Source organism: Sandaracinaceae bacterium (assembly GCA_016706685.1).
GTDB lineage: Bacteria > Myxococcota_A > Polyangia > Polyangiales > Houyiibacteriaceae > JADJJE01.
In genome coordinates this window covers 394,699-414,970 of the sequence record JADJJE010000002.1, presented here as the reverse complement: position 1 = coordinate 414,970, position 20,272 = coordinate 394,699, and the positions used below count along the sequence as shown (strand labels likewise).

At 70.5% G+C, this 20,272-nt stretch carries 17 protein-coding genes; 10 read left to right on the top strand and 7 right to left on the bottom strand.

The features are described 5' to 3' along the window. Positions 1-199 precede the first annotated feature (199 nt). Positions 200-1,144, bottom strand: coding sequence for an acyl-CoA desaturase (locus IPI43_05365; GenBank protein MBK7773552.1), 945 nt, complete (start codon positions 1,142-1,144; stop codon positions 200-202). 93 nt (positions 1,145-1,237) lie between these two features. Here IPI43_05365 and IPI43_05360 point away from each other — a divergent pair, with 93 nt between their 5' ends. Continuing rightward, entirely contained in the window at positions 1,238-1,963 is a 726-nt protein-coding gene (locus IPI43_05360; GenBank protein MBK7773551.1) for a response regulator transcription factor, read from the top strand. 6 nt (positions 1,964-1,969) lie between these two features. Here IPI43_05360 and IPI43_05355 read toward each other — a convergent pair whose 3' ends face one another. Both IPI43_05355 and IPI43_05350 read right to left on the bottom strand, forming a co-directional pair. Continuing rightward, positions 1,970-2,881: a HAMP domain-containing histidine kinase gene (locus IPI43_05355; protein ID MBK7773550.1), complete on the bottom strand. Its 912-nt coding sequence runs from the start codon at positions 2,879-2,881 to the stop codon at positions 1,970-1,972. Positions 2,882-2,920: 39 nt separating this feature from the next. Continuing rightward, complete coding sequence (locus tag IPI43_05350; GenBank protein ID MBK7773549.1) at positions 2,921-3,532, bottom strand: hypothetical protein; 612 nt, start codon at positions 3,530-3,532, stop codon at positions 2,921-2,923. Between the two features lie 25 nt (positions 3,533-3,557). On the opposite strand from IPI43_05350, the gene IPI43_05345 reads away from it, so the two are divergent. The 9 genes from IPI43_05345 (at position 3,558) to IPI43_05305 (ending at position 16,544) form a co-directional block, all read left to right on the top strand. Further along, entirely contained in the window at positions 3,558-4,505 is a 948-nt protein-coding gene (locus IPI43_05345; protein ID MBK7773548.1) for a helix-turn-helix transcriptional regulator, read from the top strand. Beyond that, a complete protein-coding gene (locus IPI43_05340; GenBank protein ID MBK7773547.1) occupies positions 4,481-5,893 on the top strand; it encodes a carotenoid oxygenase family protein in 1,413 nt (470 codons plus the stop codon). Before IPI43_05345 ends, IPI43_05340 begins: the two co-directional genes overlap by 25 nt. Beyond that, positions 5,893-7,125: a thiolase domain-containing protein gene (locus IPI43_05335; protein ID MBK7773546.1), complete on the top strand. Its 1,233-nt coding sequence runs from the start codon at positions 5,893-5,895 to the stop codon at positions 7,123-7,125. The genes IPI43_05340 and IPI43_05335 overlap by 1 nt, the downstream gene beginning before the upstream one ends. A 32-nt stretch (positions 7,126-7,157) precedes the next feature. Beyond that, positions 7,158-8,009, top strand: coding sequence for a hypothetical protein (locus tag IPI43_05330; GenBank protein MBK7773545.1), 852 nt, complete (start codon positions 7,158-7,160; stop codon positions 8,007-8,009). Between the two features lie 800 nt (positions 8,010-8,809). Next, on the top strand, positions 8,810-10,690 hold the full coding sequence (locus IPI43_05325) for a DNA mismatch repair protein MutS (protein ID MBK7773544.1): 1,881 nt from the start codon (positions 8,810-8,812) through the stop codon (positions 10,688-10,690). Between the two features lie 963 nt (positions 10,691-11,653). Then, positions 11,654-14,095 carry a protein kinase gene (locus IPI43_05320; protein MBK7773543.1) on the top strand — a complete coding sequence of 814 codons (2,442 nt, stop codon included), beginning with the start codon at positions 11,654-11,656 and terminating at the stop codon, positions 14,093-14,095. After that, entirely contained in the window at positions 14,095-15,363 is a 1,269-nt protein-coding gene (locus tag IPI43_05315) for a hypothetical protein (GenBank protein MBK7773542.1), read from the top strand. The genes IPI43_05320 and IPI43_05315 overlap by 1 nt, the downstream gene beginning before the upstream one ends. Before the next feature lie 111 nt (positions 15,364-15,474). Beyond that, the gene (locus IPI43_05310; protein MBK7773541.1) at positions 15,475-16,215 is read left to right on the top strand and encodes a hypothetical protein; all 741 of its coding nucleotides are present in this window, start codon (positions 15,475-15,477) and stop codon (positions 16,213-16,215) included. Beyond that, on the top strand, positions 16,170-16,544 hold the full coding sequence (locus IPI43_05305) for a VOC family protein (GenBank protein MBK7773540.1): 375 nt from the start codon (positions 16,170-16,172) through the stop codon (positions 16,542-16,544). The genes IPI43_05310 and IPI43_05305 overlap by 46 nt, the downstream gene beginning before the upstream one ends. 43 nt (positions 16,545-16,587) lie before the next feature. Here the strand turns inward: IPI43_05305 and IPI43_05300 are convergent, their stop codons facing one another. From IPI43_05300 to recA, 4 genes are all read right to left on the bottom strand, one after another. Then, on the bottom strand, positions 16,588-17,316 hold the full coding sequence (locus tag IPI43_05300) for a DsbA family protein (protein ID MBK7773539.1): 729 nt from the start codon (positions 17,314-17,316) through the stop codon (positions 16,588-16,590). A gap of 77 nt (positions 17,317-17,393) precedes the next feature. Continuing rightward, positions 17,394-17,882 (bottom strand): CarD family transcriptional regulator, encoded by a 489-nt coding sequence (locus IPI43_05295; protein ID MBK7773538.1) that lies wholly within the window; start codon positions 17,880-17,882, stop codon positions 17,394-17,396. A gap of 158 nt (positions 17,883-18,040) precedes the next feature. Continuing rightward, complete coding sequence (locus IPI43_05290) at positions 18,041-18,895, bottom strand: hypothetical protein (GenBank protein ID MBK7773537.1); 855 nt, start codon at positions 18,893-18,895, stop codon at positions 18,041-18,043. 199 nt (positions 18,896-19,094) lie between these two features. Next, positions 19,095-20,186, bottom strand: a complete 1,092-nt coding sequence (gene recA / locus IPI43_05285; protein ID MBK7773536.1) for a recombinase RecA — start codon at positions 20,184-20,186, stop codon at positions 19,095-19,097. Positions 20,187-20,272 lie beyond the last annotated feature (86 nt).

Sequence of the window (20,272 nt, the reverse complement as noted above, 5' to 3'; positions counted from 1 at the left end):
GGGGCAGGTTCCTTCGCCGCGCTTCGTGGAGAAGTCCTCCCCTCCGGCGAGGACTAGCTGGGAGCAAACAGGCGACCCCTGTTTCAACCCGGGGTGCCCATTGTGCCTTGAATCATGGCCCATTCTTGAACCATGGCAGCCCAGGTGCCCTAATTCAGGACTTCTCGGCTGGCATCCAACGCCCCCCTCACAGCAACCGTCACTCCGCGCTGACCGGATCCAGCTCGGCGCTGTGGTCCACGGCCACCGCCACCGGCAGGCCCAGCACGCCGGCCTTCTTGGCGGCCTTGCGGGCCACGTCCATGGCGCGGCCCTCTTCCAGCACGCGGGCCGGGGGCTCGCGCAGGTCCCACACGATGCCCATGGCGGAGAGCGCCTTGAGCCCGTAGTAGGTCATGTCGATCTCCCACCAGTAGAACCCCTGACGGGTGGAGCTCTGGTAGTGGTGGTGGTTGTTGTGCCAGCCCTCGCCCAGGGTGAGCATGGCGATGAACCAGTTGTTGCGGCTCTGGTCGGTGGTCTCGAAGCGGCGCTTGCCGGACACGTGGGCCAGCGAGTTCACCAGGAAGGTGATGTGCCAGCACAGCACGGTGCTGAGGAAGAAGCCGATGATCAGGCCCGGCCAGCCCGCGATGAGGGAGCAGCCGATGGCCAGCAGGGTGGGCGGCACCAGGAAGTACTTGTTGAGCCACATGAGCTCCGGGTACTTGGCGAAGTCCTGGATGCGCGAGAAGTCGGTCTCGGCGGTGTTGTCGAAGAGCCAGCCCATGTGCGAGTACCAGAAGCCCTCGAGCACGGGCGAGTGCGTGTCACCCACCTGGTCGCTGTGCTTGTGGTGGTTGCGGTGGTGCGAGGCCCACCAGAGCACGCCCTTCTGCGCCGTGGTCTGGGCCAGGAAGGCCAGCAGGAACTGGAAGACCCGGCTGGTCTTGTAGGTGCGGTGCGAGAAGTAGCGGTGGTAGCCGGCGGTCACGCCCCACATGCGCACGAAGAGCAGCCCGAAGCACAGCGCCCAGGCCTGCCAGGTGACGCCCGTGTAGAACGCGCCCAGGATGACGACGTGGCAGAGGGCAAAGGGGACCACCTCGGTGAGCGAGAGGTTCAGCTTCTTCTTCGGAGCATCAGCGACAGGAGTGGAGGCCATGGGCGCACCCTAGGTGGTGCCCGCCTGCACTTCCATCACAACAGAGCCCCGCTTTGTCATAGTTGTGTCATGGCGAGCTGCTATGCTCGCCCGATGAGCGATGCCGAACCCCCGAAGCGCCTGCTCGTTGTCGAAGACGAGGCGCACCTGGCGGCCGGCCTGAAGCTCAACCTGGAGCTGGACGGGTACAACGTGGACGTGGCCGCCAACGCCAAGCAGGCGGCCGAGAAGCTCATCCGCGTGGACCGCTACGACGCCATCGTGCTGGACGTCATGCTGCCCGACGTGAACGGCTTCGAGCTCTGTCAGCGCTTGCGGGATGCGGGAAACTTCGTTCCGGTGATCATGCTCACGGCGCGCTCGTCACCCGACGACCGGGTGCGCGGGCTCGAGGCGGGGGCCGACGACTACATGGTCAAGCCCTTCGAGCTGGCCGAGCTGCTGGCCCGCGTGCGCTCGCTGCTGCGCCGCCGCAAGTGGGAGACCGACCGCGGTCTGCGGCCCCTGGACACCGCCACCCTCCTGTTCGGCGGTGTGCGCGTGGACTTCGACACCCACGAGGTCACGATTGGTGACGAGTCAGTCAAGTTAACCCAGCTGGAGCTGGACCTGCTGCGCTACTTCTCGGACAACCCCGGCCGCGTGCTCTCGCGCGACGAGCTGCTCGAGAACGTCTGGAAGCTGCGCAACTACAACAACACCCGCACCATCGACAACTTCATCTCGCGCCTGCGGAGGCGGTTCGAAGCCGACGGGAAGAACCCGGTGCACTTCCTGTCCATCCGCGGGGCCGGCTACAAGTTCGTCCCGGAGCCCTGAACGACGTCAGCTCGGCCGCGCCGGGGTGACCGGCAGCCGCAGCACGAAGCGGGAGCCATGCCCCACGCCGTCGGACTCCGCTCGGATGGTGCCGCCCAGGTTGCGCACCAGCTGCGACACCACGAAGAGCCCGAGGCCGGTGCCCTTGCGGGTGCGCACCTTCTCGTGGTCCACGCGGTAGAAGCGGTGGAAGACGCGGTTCAGCTCGCGGCGCGGGATGCCGATGCCGTTGTCGCTCACGGTCAGGCAGAGCGGCCGGTCGTTGCGCGGGTCCAGCTTGGCCGTGACGTCCACGCGGGTGGGCTCGTTGCTGTACTTCACCGCGTTGTCGATCAGGTTCTTCACCACCAGCAGCAGCGCCGGACGGTCGGTGATCAGGCGAAGGCTCTCGGGCACGTCCACCACGATGGCCTCGGCCGGCAGCCCATGACGCTTGCGCGTGGCGTCGGTCACCTCGGCCACCAGCTCGGCCAGCGAGAAGTCGCCCAGGTTGAGGAAGGTGTCTCCGTCGTGCGAGAGGCGGCTCGACTGCAGCACGTCGTCGATGAAGTCGTTCAGGCGGTCCACATCACTGCGCATCATGTCCAGCAGGCGCTCCACCTGGTTCTCGGGCAGCTCGGGCCGGGCCAGCGTGTCGAGGCACATGCGCATGGACGCGAGCGGCGACTTGAGCTCGTGCGTGACGCTGTCGATGAAGCTGTTCTGGCGGCGCACCTCGAGGATCTCGCGGGCCAGGAAGTAGCTCAGCAGCACCAGCACGCCGATGATGACGGTGAAGGAGATGGCGCCCAGCACCAGCAGCCAGACCTCCACCACGATCTCTTGCTGCGAGGCGATCTTCTGCCCGAAGAGCACCGTCCAGCCCACCAGCAGCGCCGCCGAGAGCGGCACGGCGATGGCGCCCATGGTGATGGGCACGGAGATGGAGCGTAGACCCCTGCGACGCGCCATGGCCGCTCAGAGCACCGAGTCGATGCGCGCCGTGACGCTGAAGGCGCCGTGCGGGCCACCGGCGTCGTCGTGCACCATGAGCTGGCCGGTGGTGGTGTCGAGGGTCATGGCCGCGTCGGTGTCGGTGCTGGTGGTGTTCTCGTCGCGCCCACTGATGCGCGGCGGCTGGTCACTCACGGTGCAGGGGAAGTAGCCCGACTGCGGGCCTCCGTAGAGCAGCTGCCCACCGCACACGACCTGCGCGCGGCACGTGACGCTGGCAGGGTTGGCGGCATCGGCCACGGCGGTGACCACGAAGTTGCAGGTGGCGTTGACCGGCGCCGGCGAGTTGCCGATGGCCTGGGTGACGGTGGCCTGCACGGTTCGCGAGGGCAGCGGGGTGCCCGCAGGCGCAGGCACGGCGGGATCTCCCGGAGCACCCGTCGGTGTGGGGGCTCCGGTGGGACCGGCAGGGAAGCCCGCCGCTGCGCCCTGGTTCATGGCGTAGTAGATGAGCCCGCCGCTGCCGGCGCAGAGCGTGAGCAGAAGCAGCAGGCCGCAGCCCACGAAGATCCAGACGCCGGAGCCCTGACCCGAAGACGAGCTGGCGGGCGGGGTGAACTGCGGTGACGGTTGCATGCGGCTGATACCATAGCCCGTTCCCATGCCCACCCGCGACCGAATCGCACGGAGCTCCGTGCCCAGCACCCTCGCCACGCTGGGCGACGGCTGGACGCTGCTGATGCTCACGGCGCTGGTGGGTGGGCGTCAGCGCTTCTCTGCGCTCGAGCAGGCGCTGGGCGTGCCGCGCAGCACGCTGGCCGCGCGGCTGCGGCACCTCGAGGAGCACGGGCTGGTGGCGCGGCACGCCTACGAAGAGCGCCCGCCGCGCTTCGAGTACGCCCTCACGGAGCGCGGCGCGAGCCTCTTGCCGGTGTTGGCGCTGGCCGACGCGTTCGACGTTTCGCACGGGGGTGCCACGGCACGCCTCTGGCATCAGCCTGCGCGCGGGCCCGCTCACGCGCTGCTGGCCCAGGCGCACTGCGACGCGTGCGGGCGGCTCGTCTCGGCCCGACAGGTGACGGTGGGCTACCTGGACCACGCGCCGCCGCTCGCGGCTGCTCAGCGTGGGCGTGAGACGCCCCGGGCCACCCGTGCGCGGTCCACGCGGCAGCCGTACCGCCACGCGCGCGACGTGCTGGAGGACGCGTGGGCGGCGAAGACCGTGGCGGCGCTGTTGATGGGCGAGCGGCGCTTCACGGGGCTGCAGCACGCCACGCAGGCGGCGCCCAACATATTGAGTGAGCGGCTGGGGCGCCTGGTGGAGTCTGGGCTGCTGCGCCACGTGAGCGACGATGGCCAAGCGCCGGCCTATCAGCTGAGCGCGCGTGGCCTCGCGCTCTATCCGCTGGTGGTCGCGCTGATCGCGTACGGCGACGCGCAGCGCGGGCGGCCCTCGCTCACGCTCACGCACGCATGCGGGGCCCCGCTGGTGCTTCGCCTGGGCTGCGGCGCGTGCCCCAAGCGCTCCACGGAGGCCAGGAGGCTGTTGCAAATCGGAGTGAGTTTCGCTATGCAAGCAGAACCATGCGCGACACGAACCCGTACTTGAGCGGCAGTTACGCCCCCATCGACGACGAGCGCCGCTGCGAGCACGAAGAGCTCGAGATCCTCGGCGAGCTGCCGCGCGAGCTGAACGGCAGCTACCTGCGCAACGGGCCCAACCCGCGCTTCCCCTCGAGCGGCCTGCACCACTGGTTCGACGGCGACGGCATGGTGCACGCGCTGCGCCTCGAGGACGGGCGCGCCACCTACCAGAACCGGTACGTGCGCACCAAGTGGTTCGAGCGCGAGGGCAAGGCCGGGCACTCGCTCTTCACGGGCCTGATGGAGCCCACGCGCGACAACCCGCCGGGGGCGCCCTACAAGGACACGTCCAACACGGACATCCTCGCGTTCCGCGGCAAGGGGCTCACCTCTTGGTACATGTGCGGCGCGCCGTACCAGGTGGACCCGCACACGCTCGCTACCGAGGGCCCCGTGCGCTTTGGCGCCGAGGGGCCGCTCACGTTCTCGGCCCACCCCAAGGTGGACCCGCGCACCGGGGCGCTGCACTTCTTCGACTACGGACCAGTGGCGCCCTTCATGCGCTACGGCGTCATCAGCCCAGACGGCGAGCTCGTGCACCGCACCGACATCGCGCTCGAGGGGCCGCGCTTCCCGCACGACATGGCGCTGTCCGAGAAGCACGTCATCGTCATGGACCCGCCGCTGCGCGTCAGTCAGAAGGCGCTCCGAGCGGGGCGCTGGGGGCTCGAGCTGCCGGCCGAGACGCCCATGCGCTTCGGCATCCTGCCGCAGGGCGGGAGCGGCGACAGCGTGCGCTGGTTCGAGACCGAGCCCTGCTACGTCTACCACACCATCAACGCGTGGGAGGAAGGCGACGAGGTGGTGCTGGTGGGCTGCCGCGTGCTGGACCCGCTGCCGCCCATCGACCCGAGCGACGGCATCTACGCGGTGATGATGGCCAACCTGCAAATGACGGCCGAGCTCTACGAGTGGCGCTTCGACCTGCGCACGGGGCAGACCCGCGGGCGCACGCTGGACGACCGCAACACCGAGTTCCCTTCCATGAACGTGGAGCAGCTGGGGAGGCCCACGCGCTTCAGCTACAACGTGCGCCTGGCGGGGCGGCCCACGCTGCGCTTCGACGCCATCGTGAAGTACGACACGCAGACCGGGGACGCCCAGACGCACGAGTTCGGGCCGGGGCGCTACGGCAGCGAGAGCCCCTTCGCGCCGAGTGACGCTGCGCGCGCCGGGCTGCCCGAGCACGAGGACGCCGGCTACCTGCTGAGCTTCGTGCACGACGAGAACACGAGCCGCAGCGAGGTGCTGGTGCTGAACGCGCGCGACGTCGCGGCTGGGCCTGTGGCTCGGGTGCTCTTGCCGCGGCGCGTGCCGCTCGGCTTCCACGCCTGCTGGGTGCCCGGCGCGTGATGGCGCCGCTGTTCGTGCTGGGCGGCGCACAGACCGACTTCGCACGGAACTTCGCACGCGAAGGCAGCTCGCTCTTCGACGTGATGCGCGCCACCACGGCGGCCGCTCTCACCGACACGGGGCTCGCGTGGGCGGACGTCGAGACCGTGCACGTGGGCAACTTCACGGCCGAGCTGTTCGCGCACCAGGGCCAGCTGGGCGGCTTCTTCCCGTCCATGCACGAAGACCTGGTGGGCGTGCCCAGCGCGCGCCACGAGGCCGCGTGCGCGTCCGGCAGCGTGGCCCTCTTGGCGGCCTGCGCCGAGCTGCAAGCGGGGCACTACGACGTGGCGTTGGTGCTGGGTGTGGAGCAGATGCGAAACGTGGACGGAGCCACCGCGGCGGCGCACTTGGGCGTGGCCGCCTTCCACGGGCGCGAGGCGCAGGACGCGCGCTTCGTGTGGCCCACGCTGTTCGCCGAGGTGGCCCGCTTCTATGCGCAGCGCTTCGGCGTGGGCCCCGAGGCGGGGCTCGCGTGGTCTGCGCGCATGTTCGAGAACGCGGCGCGGAACCCGCTGGCGCAGACGCGCGCGTGGGCATTCCCCGAGGGCAGCTTCGAGCTCGACGACGTGCTGAACCCGCTGGTGGAGGCCCCGCTGCGGCGCTTCGACTGCGGGCAGATCACGGACGGCGCGGCCGCGCTCGTGCTGGTCAGCGAGCGCTTCTTGGCCAGGCTGGGTGTACGTGACTCCTTTGCTGTGCTGCGTGGCTTCGGGCACCGCACGGCGCCCATGTCGCTGGCCGAGAAGCTGGGCCGCGCGCCCAGCACGGGCCTGCCCTTTCCGGAGGTCGCCCGCGCGGTGGCGCAGGCACGGCAGCGCGCCGGGTGGGACGCGCAGCAGGCCGTGGACGTGGTGGAGCTGCACGACTGCTTCAGCATCACCGCCCTCATGTTGTTGCATCACCTGGGCCTGGGTGCCCCCGAGGAGCTGGGCCGACGGATCGCCGATGGACAATTCAGTGGCGAGGGGCAGTGTGTGGTCAATCCGGGCGGCGGGCTCGTCGGGCTCGGCCACCCCGTGGGGGCCACCGGGGTGCGCATGGTGTTGGACGCCGCCCGCCAAGTGACGGATCGCGCAGGGGAAACCCAGGTGCGGGGTGCCCGGCGTGCACAGACCCTCAACATCGGGGGCAGCGCCACCACCACGGTGAGCTTCGTTCTAGAGACCGGCACCCGCCGGCAACTTTCTTGACACAGGGGGGGCATATCCCGTAGCCCCACCCGGTGACTCTGCAGCTGGGATTCGACTTCGGCCCCTCCGCCGCGCCTGCCGCGCGGGCCGACGCGCGTGCGCACGCGCCGGTGGCGGCTGCGCGCCCCGCCGTGGTCGATGAGGCCCCACGCGTGCTGAGCGCACCCATGCCCTTCCTGCTGCGCAGCCCGGACCAGGCGCTCTCGCGCGCCAGCCAGCTGTCCACGCACATCGCCACCCAGCTGCGCGAGCCCGTGCGCGTGGCCTTCACGGACAACCGGCGCACCATGCTCTCGGCGCGCCGCCGGGCCGGCAAGCTCGAGGTGCGTCTGCACCACATGTTCCTCGACGCCGACGACGTCACGCTGAACGCCATCGGCGCCTACCTGGGCCGCTCCGACCGCGCCGCCTCGGGGCGCATCGACGCCTACATCGCTGCCCGGCAAGACGCCATCAGCGGCAGCAAGCGGCGCTCCACGCGCATCCGCGTGGAGGGCGAGGTGCACGACCTCGACGCCATGATGAGCGACATCGTGGACCGCCACTTCGGGGGCTTCACCGAGGCACGCATCACTTGGGGCCGCCGCGTGCTCGGGATGCAGCGTGGTCGTCGCCGCAAGAGCATCCAGCTGGGCACGTACTCGGCGGACGAGCGCCTCATCCGCATCCACCCGGTCCTCGACCAAGAGTGGGTGCCCGACTTCTACGTGGAGTCCGTGGTCTTCCACGAGCTGCTGCACCACGACCTCGGGGCCGTGGAAAAAGACGGAAAGCGCTGCTTCCACACGCCCGAGTTCCGCCGCCGCGAGCGCGCCTTCGAGTGCTTCGCCCGGGCGCAGGCCTGGGAAAAAGAGCACCTGACCCGCCTGCTGCGCGGCCGCTGAGCGCCCCCCAAAGCCCACCACAGCGGCCACGTTGACGTGAGCGTTGTCGTGGTCGTTCGCGTGGTCCTTGGCGGACGTCCACGTCGACGTGGTCGTCTAACGACTCATCACAAGTTCGGCCCATGGTCACCGGAGCCGGCCCAAGGACCCTGGCCGACTCTCGCTGGGCCGGAAGCGGCTTGTATCAAGGCACTTGGGCGCCCCGGCTTTTCAAGCCGGGGCGCCAAAAGTGCCTTGAAATAAGGCCCAGAACGAAACCTGCAAAATCCACTCGGCCTCGGACTGCCCCGACGAACTTGTGATGAGTCGTTAGACGTGGTCGTGCTCGTTGACGTGCTCATGCTCGTGCTCGTGCTCATGCTCGTGTCCCACCACCCCCCACCGGCTACCGAGACAGCTTCGACACCATCCGCCCCAGCAACTCGACCGCCTCGCGATGCTGCTCGTCCCTCCCTACGCCCAGAAGTCGGCTTGGGGCGGCGGGAGCTGCTTTCTGTCGACGTCGATGTTGGCGAGTACGAGCACGAGCACGAGCACGTCTACGAGCACGAGTACGGCTACGACCACGTCTGCGTCTACGTCTACGTTCCTTGGCGGCGACGGCGACGATGATCAACCCCTCACTCGCTGGGACCGCCCAGCCCTACCCCGACAGGGGGAGGGAGTCCGACAATGTCGACGTACGTCAACGGCAGCGAGCGTGAACGTGAGCGTCGCCTTCCGCCGACAACGCTCACGCCGAGTGGGGATCCGCGCTGCGTTCTGGCCGCGGCCCCTCCAGTGGCCTACAACGACCCCCCGTGCCCTCCTCTCCGCCACCAGACTCCGCCTCCGCCCCCGCAGCCGAAGCCACCGCGCCGACGCCCGCGCTGACCCGCACGCTCGCGTCCGAGCGGCGCTTTCTCGACGAGGCCAACACGCTCGGCTCGACCAGTGCCCGCGTGTCGTTCCTGCGGCTGGTGGCCTTCCTGGCGGCGGTGGTCGGCGGCATCAGCGCGGCCACGGGTGGTGGGGCGCTCGGGCTATACCTCGCCATCGGCGGGACGCTGGCCTTCGCGGTATTGCTGGGCGTGCACGCCCGGCTGCTGGGCCGCCAACGCCAGGCCGAGCTGCGCGCCGCCGTGCACCACGACCACGTGCTGCGCATGACGGGCCGTGCCAGCCAGCTGCCGGCCGCGCACGACGGGCTACTGCCTGGCGGTCACCCCTACGCCATCGACATCGACCTGGTGGGCCCGGCCAGCCTGCTGCAGCGGCTCGATGCCGCCCGCACGCTCCTGGGGACCAAGACACTGGCGCGCTGGCTGGGTGCACCCGCCACCGAAGCGGAGATCCTCGCGCGCCAGGGCGCCGTGCGGGAGCTGGCCGCGTTGCACGACTTCCGCCAGGAGCTCGAGGCCGCCGGGCGGCTCGCCACGGGCAACGACAAGCTCGACGCGGCCCCCTTCCTGGCCTTCACCAAGCGCGCGCCGCGGGTGCTGGGCACGCCGCTGGTGGTGCTCATCGTGCTGTCGCCGCTGGTGCTGCTGGGTCTCTACATCGCGGGCAGGCTCGGCCTCGTGCCCTCGCTCGCGTTCTGGGTCGCGTTCGCCCTGCAAGCGTTGCTGGCGCTGGGCCTCGCCAAGCACCCGCTCGACGTCTTCGAGCTGATCGCCGCGCGGCGTGGGTACATCGAGGCCTACGCCAGCGCGCTCGCGTGCGTGGAGGCTGCGCGCTTCGAGGACCCACTCCTGCAGAAGCTGCACCAGGACGTGCACGCGGGAGGCACCGCGCCATCGTCGTACATGCGGCGCCTCGACCGCTGGGCTGGCCTGGCCGAGTTCCGCCACCAGTTCCCGGTGCACTTCTTCGTGAACCTGTTCACGCTGTGGGACCTGCACGTGCTCCTGCAGCTGGAGCGTTGGAACCGCAGCGTGGGCACCGAGCTCGAGCGCGTGTTCGCGGCCCTCGGTGAGCTCGAGGCGCTGTCGTCGCTCGGGTCGTTCCTGGACTCCGATCCCGACGCCAGCTTCCCGCGCATCGTGTCGGCCAGCGAGGGCTACCATGCCGAGGGCCTCGCCCATCCGCTGCTTCCCGCGAGCGCCCGCGTGCCCAACGACGTGACGCTGGGGGGCCCCGGCCACGCGCTGATCATCACGGGCTCCAACATGGCGGGCAAGAGCACGCTGCTGCGCGCCGTGGGCCTGAACACCGCGCTCGCGCTCGCGGGCGGGCCGGTGCTGGCCCAGAGCCTCTCGCTGCCGGTGGTGCGCCTGCGCGCCAGCATGCGCGTGGACGACTCGCTGCAGAAGGGCGCCAGCTACTTCCACGCCGAGCTCGCCAAGCTGCGCAGCGTGGTGGCCGGCGCCGACAGCCAACCACCGCTGCTCTTCCTGCTGGACGAGCTGTTGCGCGGCACCAACGCGCGGGCCCGCCACCTGGGCGCGCGGGCCGTGCTCACCCACCTGCTGGACCGGGGCGCGCTGGGGCTCGCGGCCACGCACGACATCGCGCTGTCGGAGCTGGAGCACGAGCGCGTCGGCGAGGTGACCAACGTGCACTTCACGGACGTCATGGACGGCGACGAGATGATCTTCGACTACCGCCTGCGCGAAGGCGTGGTGAAGACCAGCAACGCCCTCCGCCTGCTGGGCATGGCGGGTATCGCGGTGCCCGACGACGACCGCGTGGACAGCCTCTGAGTCGTCCCGCACCCCCCCGCCGGCGGGCCAGGAAAATGTCCCGCAGGCGCGGAACGCTGCTAGGCTGACCCGCCCTCATGCGGACGCGCGACTACCTCGAAGGCCTGACGCAGCTCCATCGGCTGGAGGACCCCGAGGAGCGTCGTGGCTTGTGGCGTCAGAGCCTCGCCACGCTGGGCGCCACCATCGTCAACCTGCAACACCCGGCGCCGCTCGAGGGGCTGGACCCGGACGACCTGCTGCGCAGCGTGGAGCGCGCCCGCGCGGACCGCCTGTTCGACGACCTCGAGTGGCTCCCGGGCCCCTTCGCGGCGGCCTCGCTCTACGAATTCGCGGCCGCCCTGCCCCCGAGCGACGCCAAGCGCGAGATCGGGCGCCTGGTGTTCCGGCGCCTGCACACGGGCAACGCGGCCACCTTCGTGGCGCTGGCCACCCGCCTGGCGCTCGGGCGCGCGCGCGTGCTCAGCGGGCCGGGGGTGCGCGCCCGCGTGGCCCTCTCGCTGGACCTGCCCATCGGCACGGGCGCCCGCGCAGACAGCCTGGCGTATGCCCTCATCTCCAGCAACGAGCTGCGCGACGAGTGGCTGCTGCGCCCGGCCATGGGGTCCCTGCCCTCACGCCGGCTCGCGGCCCGCTTGATCGAGCGCGCGGCGCGTGAGGCGGCCCAGCGCGCGGCGGATGGCGACGCGTCGGGCGTGCAGATCTTCCGCACGACCGAGGTGAGCGAGGCCTGGAACCGCCTGCTGAACGACCGCGAGTCGCTGGTGTGGCGGCACGTGGCCTCGGCACGCGGGCTCCTGGCGGACTCCGGTCCCCGCGCTCGAAGAGCAGATCCACCACAACCTGTCGCCCAGCCTGAGCGTCACCGAGTGGCGGCGCGCGGCGGCGTCCCTCGCCGCCAGCATCACCGTCCAGCCCGAGTCCGCCCTGGCGGCCTGTCACCGGCTGCTGGCGAGCGACCTGGTGGTCAAGGACCGCGGGCTCCCTTCGGCGCTCATGCTGGGCCTGCCCCGCGCGGCCGAGCGCGAACCCGAGGCCGTGGAAGAGCTGCTCGAGCTGCTGGTGCGCGACGGCTCGCTGCCCATCGCCGAGGTGCTGCTGGACCTGCGGCGCGAGCGCCTGGGGGAAGACTTCGCCGTGTGGGCGGCGCAGCGCGCGCGCGTGCAGCTGCGCGAAGCGCTGGCCGGAGACGACCGCGAGGACGAGGGCAAGGCGGCCCTCATGATCGCCGTGGCCAACGAGCTGGGCGAGCGCCAGGCCGACGCCGCCACCTCGCTGCCGCAGATGGTGGCCGACGCGCTCAGCGCCTTCGCGGAAGACGGCCCTGTGGTGGCCGCGCGCATGGCGCAGGAGATCCTGAAGGCCACCGAAGAGCGCGTGACGCGCCTCGAGGACTGCGACCTGAGCGAGCGGCTCGGGCGCCAGACCGCCTTCCTGGCGCTGCGCGAGCTGGACGCCGCGCTGCTCAGCACGGACGGCCTGGTGAACCTGCTGGTGCTGAAGCGCCGCTCCGAGACCGACGACGAGGACGGCACGCGCCGCACGCTGGGGGACCTCTTCCAGCGCCTCACCAACTGGCTGGTCATCCACGAGGGGGAGCCCTTGGGCCCCACCGCGGACCCCCACCAGTTCACGCTGCGCATCCGCCGCCTGCAGTCGTTCCTGCACCTCGTGGACGCCGACGGCACGCAGGTGGAGGCGCGCGAGAACATGCTGCGCGCGCGCCGCGTGCTGACCACGCGCGTGCTCCTCACGCGCCTGCGCAGCGACCAGGGGGTGGGGCTCCGACGCGCGCTGTGTGCCGCCTCGGCCCGCGCCATGGACGCGCTCGTGCGCGAGGAGGTGGCCGAGATCTCCGACGTGGTCATCTTCGCGGGCGACTTCAGCGAGAGCGCCGAGGACATCCGCTCCATCTCCGAGGCCTCCATGATGCCCGAGGTGGAGCGCGCGCTCGACGCGTATCAGGGGCTGGTGAAGGCCACCCAGACGCTCGACCGCGGCGACCGTGTGCTCGAGGCGGTGGACGCCATGGCCAAGCTGGCGGCCGACCTCCCGGTGGCCTGCTCGCCGCGCGTCGAGGCCCTGCGTGGTGCGCTGAACCGGCTGTGCCGGGGGCTCGGCACCGCGCTGCGCTGCGACTCGCTGGCCGAGCTCGGGGAGCGCTCGTCGGACACGCCGCTCGGTGACCTCGAGGACTACGTGGTGGACCTCGCGCAGCTGGTGGCGGGCGCGCGCCGCCGCCTTGCGATGCTGGACGTGGGCGAGCCGCACTCGGTGGCCACACTGCGGCTCATGGACCTGCGCGTGCAGCGCGCCATCCGTTCGGGCGCCGAGCCGCTGGACGAGGAGGCCGCCGCGTTCGTGGAGGCCGCGCTGCACGACTTTCCGCGGCCCATCGCCGACGTGCTCGGCGCCACCATTCGGTACATCGCGCGCCTGCCGGTGGAGGCCGCGCGCTCGGAGCGGCCGAGCCTGCTCGTGGCCACCAAGAAGGTGGTCAAGATGCCCGCGTGGATGCCGCCCAGCCGCACGCTCGGCGGGTTCTACGTCACCGACACCATCGGCAACGGCGCGGGTGGCTCGGTGTTCGCCGCCAAGCGCGCCGGCGAGCGACACACGGCGCGCGCCGACCTGTTCGCGCTCAAGGTGCCGGACTACTCGGGCGCCGCAGCGCGCACCCTCTCCGAGGCGGAGTTCTTGCGGCTCTTCCGCGAGGAGGCCGGCGCGCTCTTGGCGCTGCCCGACCACCCGAACATCGCGCGTTTCGTGACTTTCGACGCGGGCGCGCGGCCCAAGCCCATCCTCGTGATGGAGCTGGTGGAGGGCCCCAACATCGAGCGCCTGCTCGAGACCAGCGACCTCAGCATGGCGCGCTCCCTGCGCCTGCTGGAGGGCGTGGCCACCGGCCTCGAGGCCATGCACGCCATCGGCGTCGGCCACTTGGACGTGAAGCCCTCCAACATCATCGTGCGGCAGGGTGACGGCGGCGTGGAGTCGCCCGTGCTGGTGGACTTCGGCTTGGCCGGTCGTCACATGCGCCCGGGCTGCGGCACCGCCGAGTATGGTGCCCCCGAGGTGTGGGGCGCGCTCGAGTCGGATCTGGCCCCGCCCGTGGACGTCTACGCGTTCTGCTGCATGGCGTTCGAGCTCATCACCAACTTGTGCCTCTTCAGCGCGGACACCGAGATCGGGATGATCGGGGCTCACATCGAGCACGACGGCGTGCCCGAGGGCATCCAGATGCTGTCGCGCTTCACGGAGACGCGCCGCTTCGCGCGCTTGCTGCAGGCGGGGCTGCGTCGCCAGCCCGCCCAGCGCGCCACCATGGCGCAGGTTCGTGCGGGGCTCGCCGAGGTGCGTGAGGAGCTGAGCGGGCTCCCCTGGCCGCTGGTGCTCAGCCCCTGATGCTCGAGCAAGTCGTCAACCGGGGGCACGAGTTCACCATCCACCCATGGCCGCTGTGGGTGTCGGCGCTGGCCATCGCGCTCGGCGCGCTGTCGCTCATGCTCTACTCGCTGCCCAAGGCTGGCGGGCGGCGGGCACCGCAGCTCGGCTGCATGCCGCTGCTCATCGTCATCGCGGTAGGCGCGCTCTTCGTGGGCATGCCCATGCTGGCGTGGTGGAAGGTGGGCGGGGCCTACGGGGGCTCCGCCGAGATCCACTCCTACCGCGTGTTCCGTCCGTTCCTCGAGCGCACCACGTGGTCGTCGGTGCTGGGGGCCTCGCTCTTCCTGCTTGGGCTCATGGTGCAGCGCTCGCGCAAGGTGCAGGGGCGTCCGGCCAAGCTGGCGCTCACCTCGGGCGCGCTTTCGCTGCTGGCGGGCGCCGTGGTCATGGCGCACGCCACCTGGTTCGTGGCGCTCGACTGCTTGCCGCGCTTCGAGCGCGAAGGGCACGGCTTCTTGCACGTGGGCCGCACGCGCGCGGTGCGCACGCTGGTGTCTTGCGGCGACGGCTGGCCCATCCCGCCCGTGCAGAACCTCACCGCCACCGAGCCGGGGCCGGTCACGTACGACCTCGAGATCGCGTCCTCCACCATGCGCGTGCGGCACACCATGTCGCTCACGGCCGGGGCCGAGCTGGGCAGCCCACGCTTCCAGCTGCGGGATGGCAACCGCTGGGTCTACGAGCTGGTGACGTCCAGCCGCTCGTCCGCTGCGTTCGGGGCGTCAACGACCTCCACGGAGCGCGAGGAGGTGGTGGTCACCCTGGGCAGCGCCGAGCTCGAGCACGGGCTGCGGATGTTCCCGCTCGAGATCCGCTACCCGGACGAGCGCCCCGTGCGTGAGCGCCTGCTGGCTTGGAACGGCGGGCTCTACGCGTGGACCACCACACAGGGTGGGCAGATGCGGCCGTTCATGCCCAACGAGCCCATGGCGGAGCCTTTCGGCGGCTTCATCCTGCCGGGCCTGTGCTCGGGCGTCATGACCGACGGTCCGGCTGCTCCGCTCGAGTGCCGCGAGCGCGCGAACCCCATCGCCGCCACGGGCGCCGCGGTGCTGCGCATCATGACCGTGGGCGCCGCCACCTACGTGCCCCCGCGGCCGGTGTACCACCTGCGTCAAGCGGTGTTCGGGCCCGAGGGCGGCGCCGAGGTCCCCGCCGGACCACTCGTGAACCTGCCGCCTCCGCCAACGGAGGGTGAGCCTGCAGGCGACCCGCCTGCGCGCTGAGGCAGACTGTGTTGCCGAGAGGCAAGGACCTGCGTAGGGTCGGCGAGTGACGCTCGAGAGTCATGGTTCCGGCGGGCAGCGCGTGGAGGCAGCACCTGTGCTGACGACTCCGTGAGCAACGACGACTCGCTGCGTGCCGTGCGACGGCTGCTGGTCGACGCTGGGAGACAGCACAGCCGCGTGGCTCACGAGGCCGAGGACCTCGCGCACGACATCATCCTCGCAGCGCTGGGGCGGGGTCTGCCCCTCACGAGCGAAGCATTCATCCGCGGTGCGCGTGGCTCTGCGCGCCGGCATGGCGCGTTTCTCGCGCGCAGTGCGTTGCGCCGTCGAGCCCGCGAGCTGCGCGCCGCGGCCGAGCAGCTCGCCGCGAACTGCGTGGATGCGCAGGGCGAGGTCACCGAGGGGTTGGCGCCGCAGACTCTCTCTCCGGCCCTCGAGACCACGCTGTGGCTGTTGCTCTCCGGACTGGACAAGGCGGAGCTGCGCTGCGTGCTGGGGCTGAGTGACGCGGCGCTGCGAAAGCGATTCGAGGCGCTTCGCCGGCTTGGGCCACTGACGCGGCCCCGGTTGCGCTGGTCTACCCGCAGCGCCGCGCTCACCCGGCTGCGCCGCAGCCAGGTCGAGCTGCTGCCCCGGCTGACGGCAGTGCGTCCTCGCGAGGAGGGCCAGCCCGCGCGCGTCTTGGCGGTGGGAGATCCGGACGGCCACGGGCTGATCTTTGCCGAGGTGCTCACACCGGGCCGGCACACGGCAACTACCGATGCGTCCGTACCCAACTCTCGGGCGCCCGAGAAAGGACCCCCATGCTCAACGGCCAGCTCAAGAACCTCGCGATCGTCTTCTACGTAGCGGACCTCGCCCGTACCCACCGCTTCTATGCGGAGACCCTCGGCGTCGCCTTCGAGGTCGAGGACCTCGAGAACGGCTACCTCCAGGCACGTCTCCCCGGCGAAGTGGAGTTCGTCTTCCTGCAGGGAACCGCCACGCACGGCACCACCCCCCAAGTTGTCTTCGGCCTCGCCAAGGGAGGCATCGACACCATGGTGGCGTCGCTCGCCGCAGCAGGCGTCGAGATCGTCACGCCCGTCAGTGAAGCCCCTGGCGGATGGTCCGCCGAATTCAAGGACCCCGAAGGCCACGTGCTCTCGCTGTACCAAGACGGCGGCTTGCCGCGCTGAGCGGCCGAGTCGGAGGCCGAGGCCTGGCCTCGGACTGCCTGCCTCACCAGCTGGGGTGGGCTCGGTCGACGGCTTCTTCCACGTCGGTGTAGTCAGCGCCGTCTACCAGGGTGCCGTTGACGGAGAACGTGGGGGTTCCCTGGAGCCCCAGCGCTTCGCCGGCTGTGCGGTCTTGGTTGACGCGAGGCTGGTGGCGGTGGTCCGTGAGCGCCTGCCGCATGGCGCCTGCGTCGAGGCGGCAGCGGGTGGCGAGCTCCAGCAGGAGCGCGCGGGAGAGCGAGCTCTGGTGGTCGAAGACCTGGTCGTGGAAGCACCAGAAGGCTTCGTTCCCGCCCTGGGCATAGGCTTCGACCGACGCCTCGGCGGCCATGCCGGCGTGGGGGTGGCCGGCCAGCGGGAAGTGCCGGTAGCGCACCCGAACGGAGGGAAAGTCCTCGAGCAGCCGGGCCGTGTGGCGCCGCGCGAGGGAGCAGTACGGGCACTCGAAGTCCGAGAAGACGTCCACCACGACGGCGGCATCTGCCGGGCCCTGCGTGGGGAGCTCGCTCGTGTCGAAGCGCGGCGCCTGGGGCGTGGGTGCGGACTCTTGGTTCGCGGTTTCGCCCTCCTGGCGCTGGTCTCCGCTGGGCTGCCCCACACTGGCTTCGTCGGCGCCGGACGTGTCTGCTTCGCCTGGCGTCTCTGGGCCGGCGGCGGGTGCGCCCGCACAGCTGGCGACCAGCAGCGCCGCCAGTCCCGAGAGTCCCAGGAGCGCGCCGAAAGCCTGCGTCACTCCGGGGCGGGCCCGAGCAGCGCTCGGCCCCTGTGGCTGCCTATGGCGCGCGAACTCCACGGGTTGCCTCGGGCGCCTCAGGCCGGGGGGAGCAGCGCGTCGATGTCTTGCTCGATGCGGGCTTCCTTGACGCGCTTGGCGAGCGCCAGCTCGGTGACGAGCAGCCCACGCGCCTGCTCCAGCAGACGACGCTCGCCGAAGCTCAGCTCCTTGTCGGTGCGCAGACGCGAGAGATCACGCAGCACCTTGGCCACCTCCACGGGGGAGCCGCTGTTGAGCATCTCCATGTACTCGCGGTAGCGCCGGTTCCACGGCTGAGACTTCACGGCGACGGCCGTGGACTCGAGCTCGGCCAAGACGTCCTTCGCGTCCTTCTTGGACATGATGTTGCGCAGCCCAACCGTCTTGGCGCGCAGCGTGGGGACCATCACCGTCATCCCGGACTCGACGATCTTCAGGATGTAGAACTGGCTGCGCGTACCGCCCACATCGCGCTCTTCGATGCGGGTGATCTCTCCGACGCCGTGCGCAGGGTGCACGGCCTTGTCGCCGATGTTGAAGCTCATGAGTGGTCTCGTTTCCCCCAGAACGCAGAGAGGGGCTGGTGTTTGCCAGCCCGCTTCACCCCCGCATTACAATTGAATGGGTAAGGGGAGTGTAGCGTGTGTGTCTCTATACGTCAAGCGGCGCAAATGTGTTTATGTCGTGATTCTCGCTATTTAGCTCACAATGAGGGCGCCACGAAGAGGTCCGCGAGGCCGTCCACGAAGACGGTTCGGAGCCCGGAGTGCAGCGTGCTGGCCCTGAGCTGAACGCGCGCATGGACGGAATGTTCCCGAACTTCCAGCGTCAGCGGAGGGGATTCGTGGCCCAGAAGCACCTGACCCAAGTCGGAGCGCATGAGCTGCCCGAGGACGGCGCGGGCATTGTCCTCGATGGTGGAGGGGAAGGCGCCGGTCAGCACCAGGTGCAGCTCGAGCGTATCTGGGCCGACCACGCGCAGGGCCACCCCGAGCATGCGTTGCTGCGCCAAGACGAGGTAGAGCGGGCTGTCGGCGGGGGGCGCGAGGGGGACCAGGTGCAGATAGCGGACCGGCGCGGGCCCCAACTGCGCCTCGAGCTCCTGGCGCGCCCCCGAGGCTGCGCTGGTGTCAGCTTCGGGGGTGGATGCCAACTCGGCTACGGCGGCCATGGCGGGCCCCGCATCCCCCGAGTATGCGAAAGAGGCTTCGTCCAGCTCCAGCGCCTCGCGGCGCGCCGTGCCCAGAAAGCCCACGCGACGGGCGGGCTGCTCACGGGTGACCTCCACGGTGTTCATGCGCATACCGAGCCCACGCACGGCATCGCTCCCACGAAAGTCCCCGCGCAGGAGCGCCACGAAGCCCTGCTCGCCCCAGCGCACCCAGGCAGCCTCGCGCACCTCCTCCGGCCGGACCACGAACAGGCGCTCGAAGGCCTGGCGTTGGTCCGGGGGGAACGCGACCTCTAGGAGCCCCGCCCACGCGGGCTCGCGGAGCAGCTGCTGCGGCTCGAGCGCCAGCACCGAACTGGCGCCCGGCGGCGTGAAGGCGGTGAGCACGCGGGGCGGAGCCACCTGTTCCCCGTGGGGCGTGGTCTCCCCTCCACCGCCGCGGCACCCGAGCCCTGGCGCCGTGAGCAGCGGCCCCACGAGGCACAAGGCGCACGCGAGCCGCCAACGGGGGGCTTGCCCCCGCGACCGCCCGCCCCCGGAGCGCGCCCCGTGTTCCTGCATGCCGCCGTGCGCCTTCAGAGGAGGATCAGTTTGCCCGCGGGCGACGCGCCTGCTTGCCGTTGGCCTTGGCCTCGGCCTCTTCGCCTGCCGCGCCATCCACCGTGATGGGCTTACCGCCCCCGCGGGACATGTCGTACTTGGCCAGCAGCTTGTCCTCGATCTCGGTCATCATCTCGGGGTGCTCCTCGAGGAAGATGCGCGCGTTGTCGCGGCCCTGGCCGACGCGCTCGCCGTTGTAGCTGTACCAGGCGCCCGACTTGTCCACGATGCCGTCCTGGACGCCTAGGTCCAGGATGTCGCCGCTGCGGCTGATGCCCTTCCCGAAGAGCACGTCGAACTCGCACGTGCGGAAGGGCGGCGCGACCTTGTTCTTCACGATCTTCACGCGGCAGCGGTTGCCGATGGCGTCCTCGCCCACCTTGAGGGTGGCGATGCGGCGGATGTCCAGGCGCTGCGAGGCATAGAACTTGAGCGCGTTGCCGCCCGAGGTGGTCTCCGGGCTGCCGAACATGACGCCGATCTTCATGCGGATCTGGTTGATGAAGAAGAGCGTGCAGTTGCTCTTCTGCACGCTGCCGGTGATCTTGCGCAGCGCCTGGCTCATGAGGCGCGCCTGCAGGCCCACGTGCGTGTCGCCCATCTCGCCCTCGATCTCGGCCTTGGGCACGAGCGCGGCGACCGAGTCGATGACGATGATGTCCACGGCGCCGGAGCGCACCAGCGTGTCCGCGATCTCGAGGGCCTGCTCGCCGTGATCCGGCTGGCTGACCAGCAGCTCGTCCACGTTGACGCCCAGCTTGCGGGCGTACTGCGGGTCGAGCGCGTGCTCCGCGTCGATGAAGGCCGCGACACCGCCCCGCTGCTGGCACTGCGCGATGGCGTGCAGCGTGAGGGTGGTCTTGCCGCTGGACTCCGGCCCGTAGATCTCGATGATGCGGCCGCGCGCATAGCCACCCACGCCGAGCGCGATGTCGAGCGAGATGGAGCCGCTGGGCAGCGCGGGCACTTCCTCGGCGACCTTGTCACCGAGCTTCATGATCGCACCCTTGCCGAAGTTCTTTTCGATGGCCCCGAGGGCGAGTTCTAGAGCTTTTTCACGGTTGGTGTCTTGGGCCATGGCGGTGCGTTTCTCCTGAACGGCTGTTTAGTACACGGGTTTGCGGCTGACAAGAAAAAACTCCGCTGCACCGTGAGGCGACTCTC

Bases quoted from the DNA above. Each gene is read 5' to 3' on its own strand.
- IPI43_05340 (MBK7773547.1), top strand. From the start codon at position 4,481: ATGCGCGACACGAACCCGTACTTGAGCGGCAGTTACGCCCCCATCGAC.
- recA (MBK7773536.1), bottom strand. From the start codon at position 20,186: ATGGCCCAAGACACCAACCGTGAAAAAGCTCTAGAACTCGCCCTCGGG.
- IPI43_05360 (MBK7773551.1), top strand. From the start codon at position 1,238: ATGAGCGATGCCGAACCCCCGAAGCGCCTGCTCGTTGTCGAAGACGAG.
- IPI43_05295 (MBK7773538.1), bottom strand. From the start codon at position 17,882: ATGAGCTTCAACATCGGCGACAAGGCCGTGCACCCTGCGCACGGCGTC.
- IPI43_05365 (MBK7773552.1), bottom strand. From the start codon at position 1,144: ATGGCCTCCACTCCTGTCGCTGATGCTCCGAAGAAGAAGCTGAACCTC.
- IPI43_05350 (MBK7773549.1), bottom strand. From the start codon at position 3,532: ATGCAACCGTCACCGCAGTTCACCCCGCCCGCCAGCTCGTCTTCGGGT.
- IPI43_05305 (MBK7773540.1), top strand. From the start codon at position 16,170: ATGCTCAACGGCCAGCTCAAGAACCTCGCGATCGTCTTCTACGTAGCG.
- IPI43_05345 (MBK7773548.1), top strand. From the start codon at position 3,558: ATGCCCACCCGCGACCGAATCGCACGGAGCTCCGTGCCCAGCACCCTC.
- IPI43_05315 (MBK7773542.1), top strand. From the start codon at position 14,095: ATGCTCGAGCAAGTCGTCAACCGGGGGCACGAGTTCACCATCCACCCA.
- IPI43_05335 (MBK7773546.1), top strand. From the start codon at position 5,893: ATGGCGCCGCTGTTCGTGCTGGGCGGCGCACAGACCGACTTCGCACGG.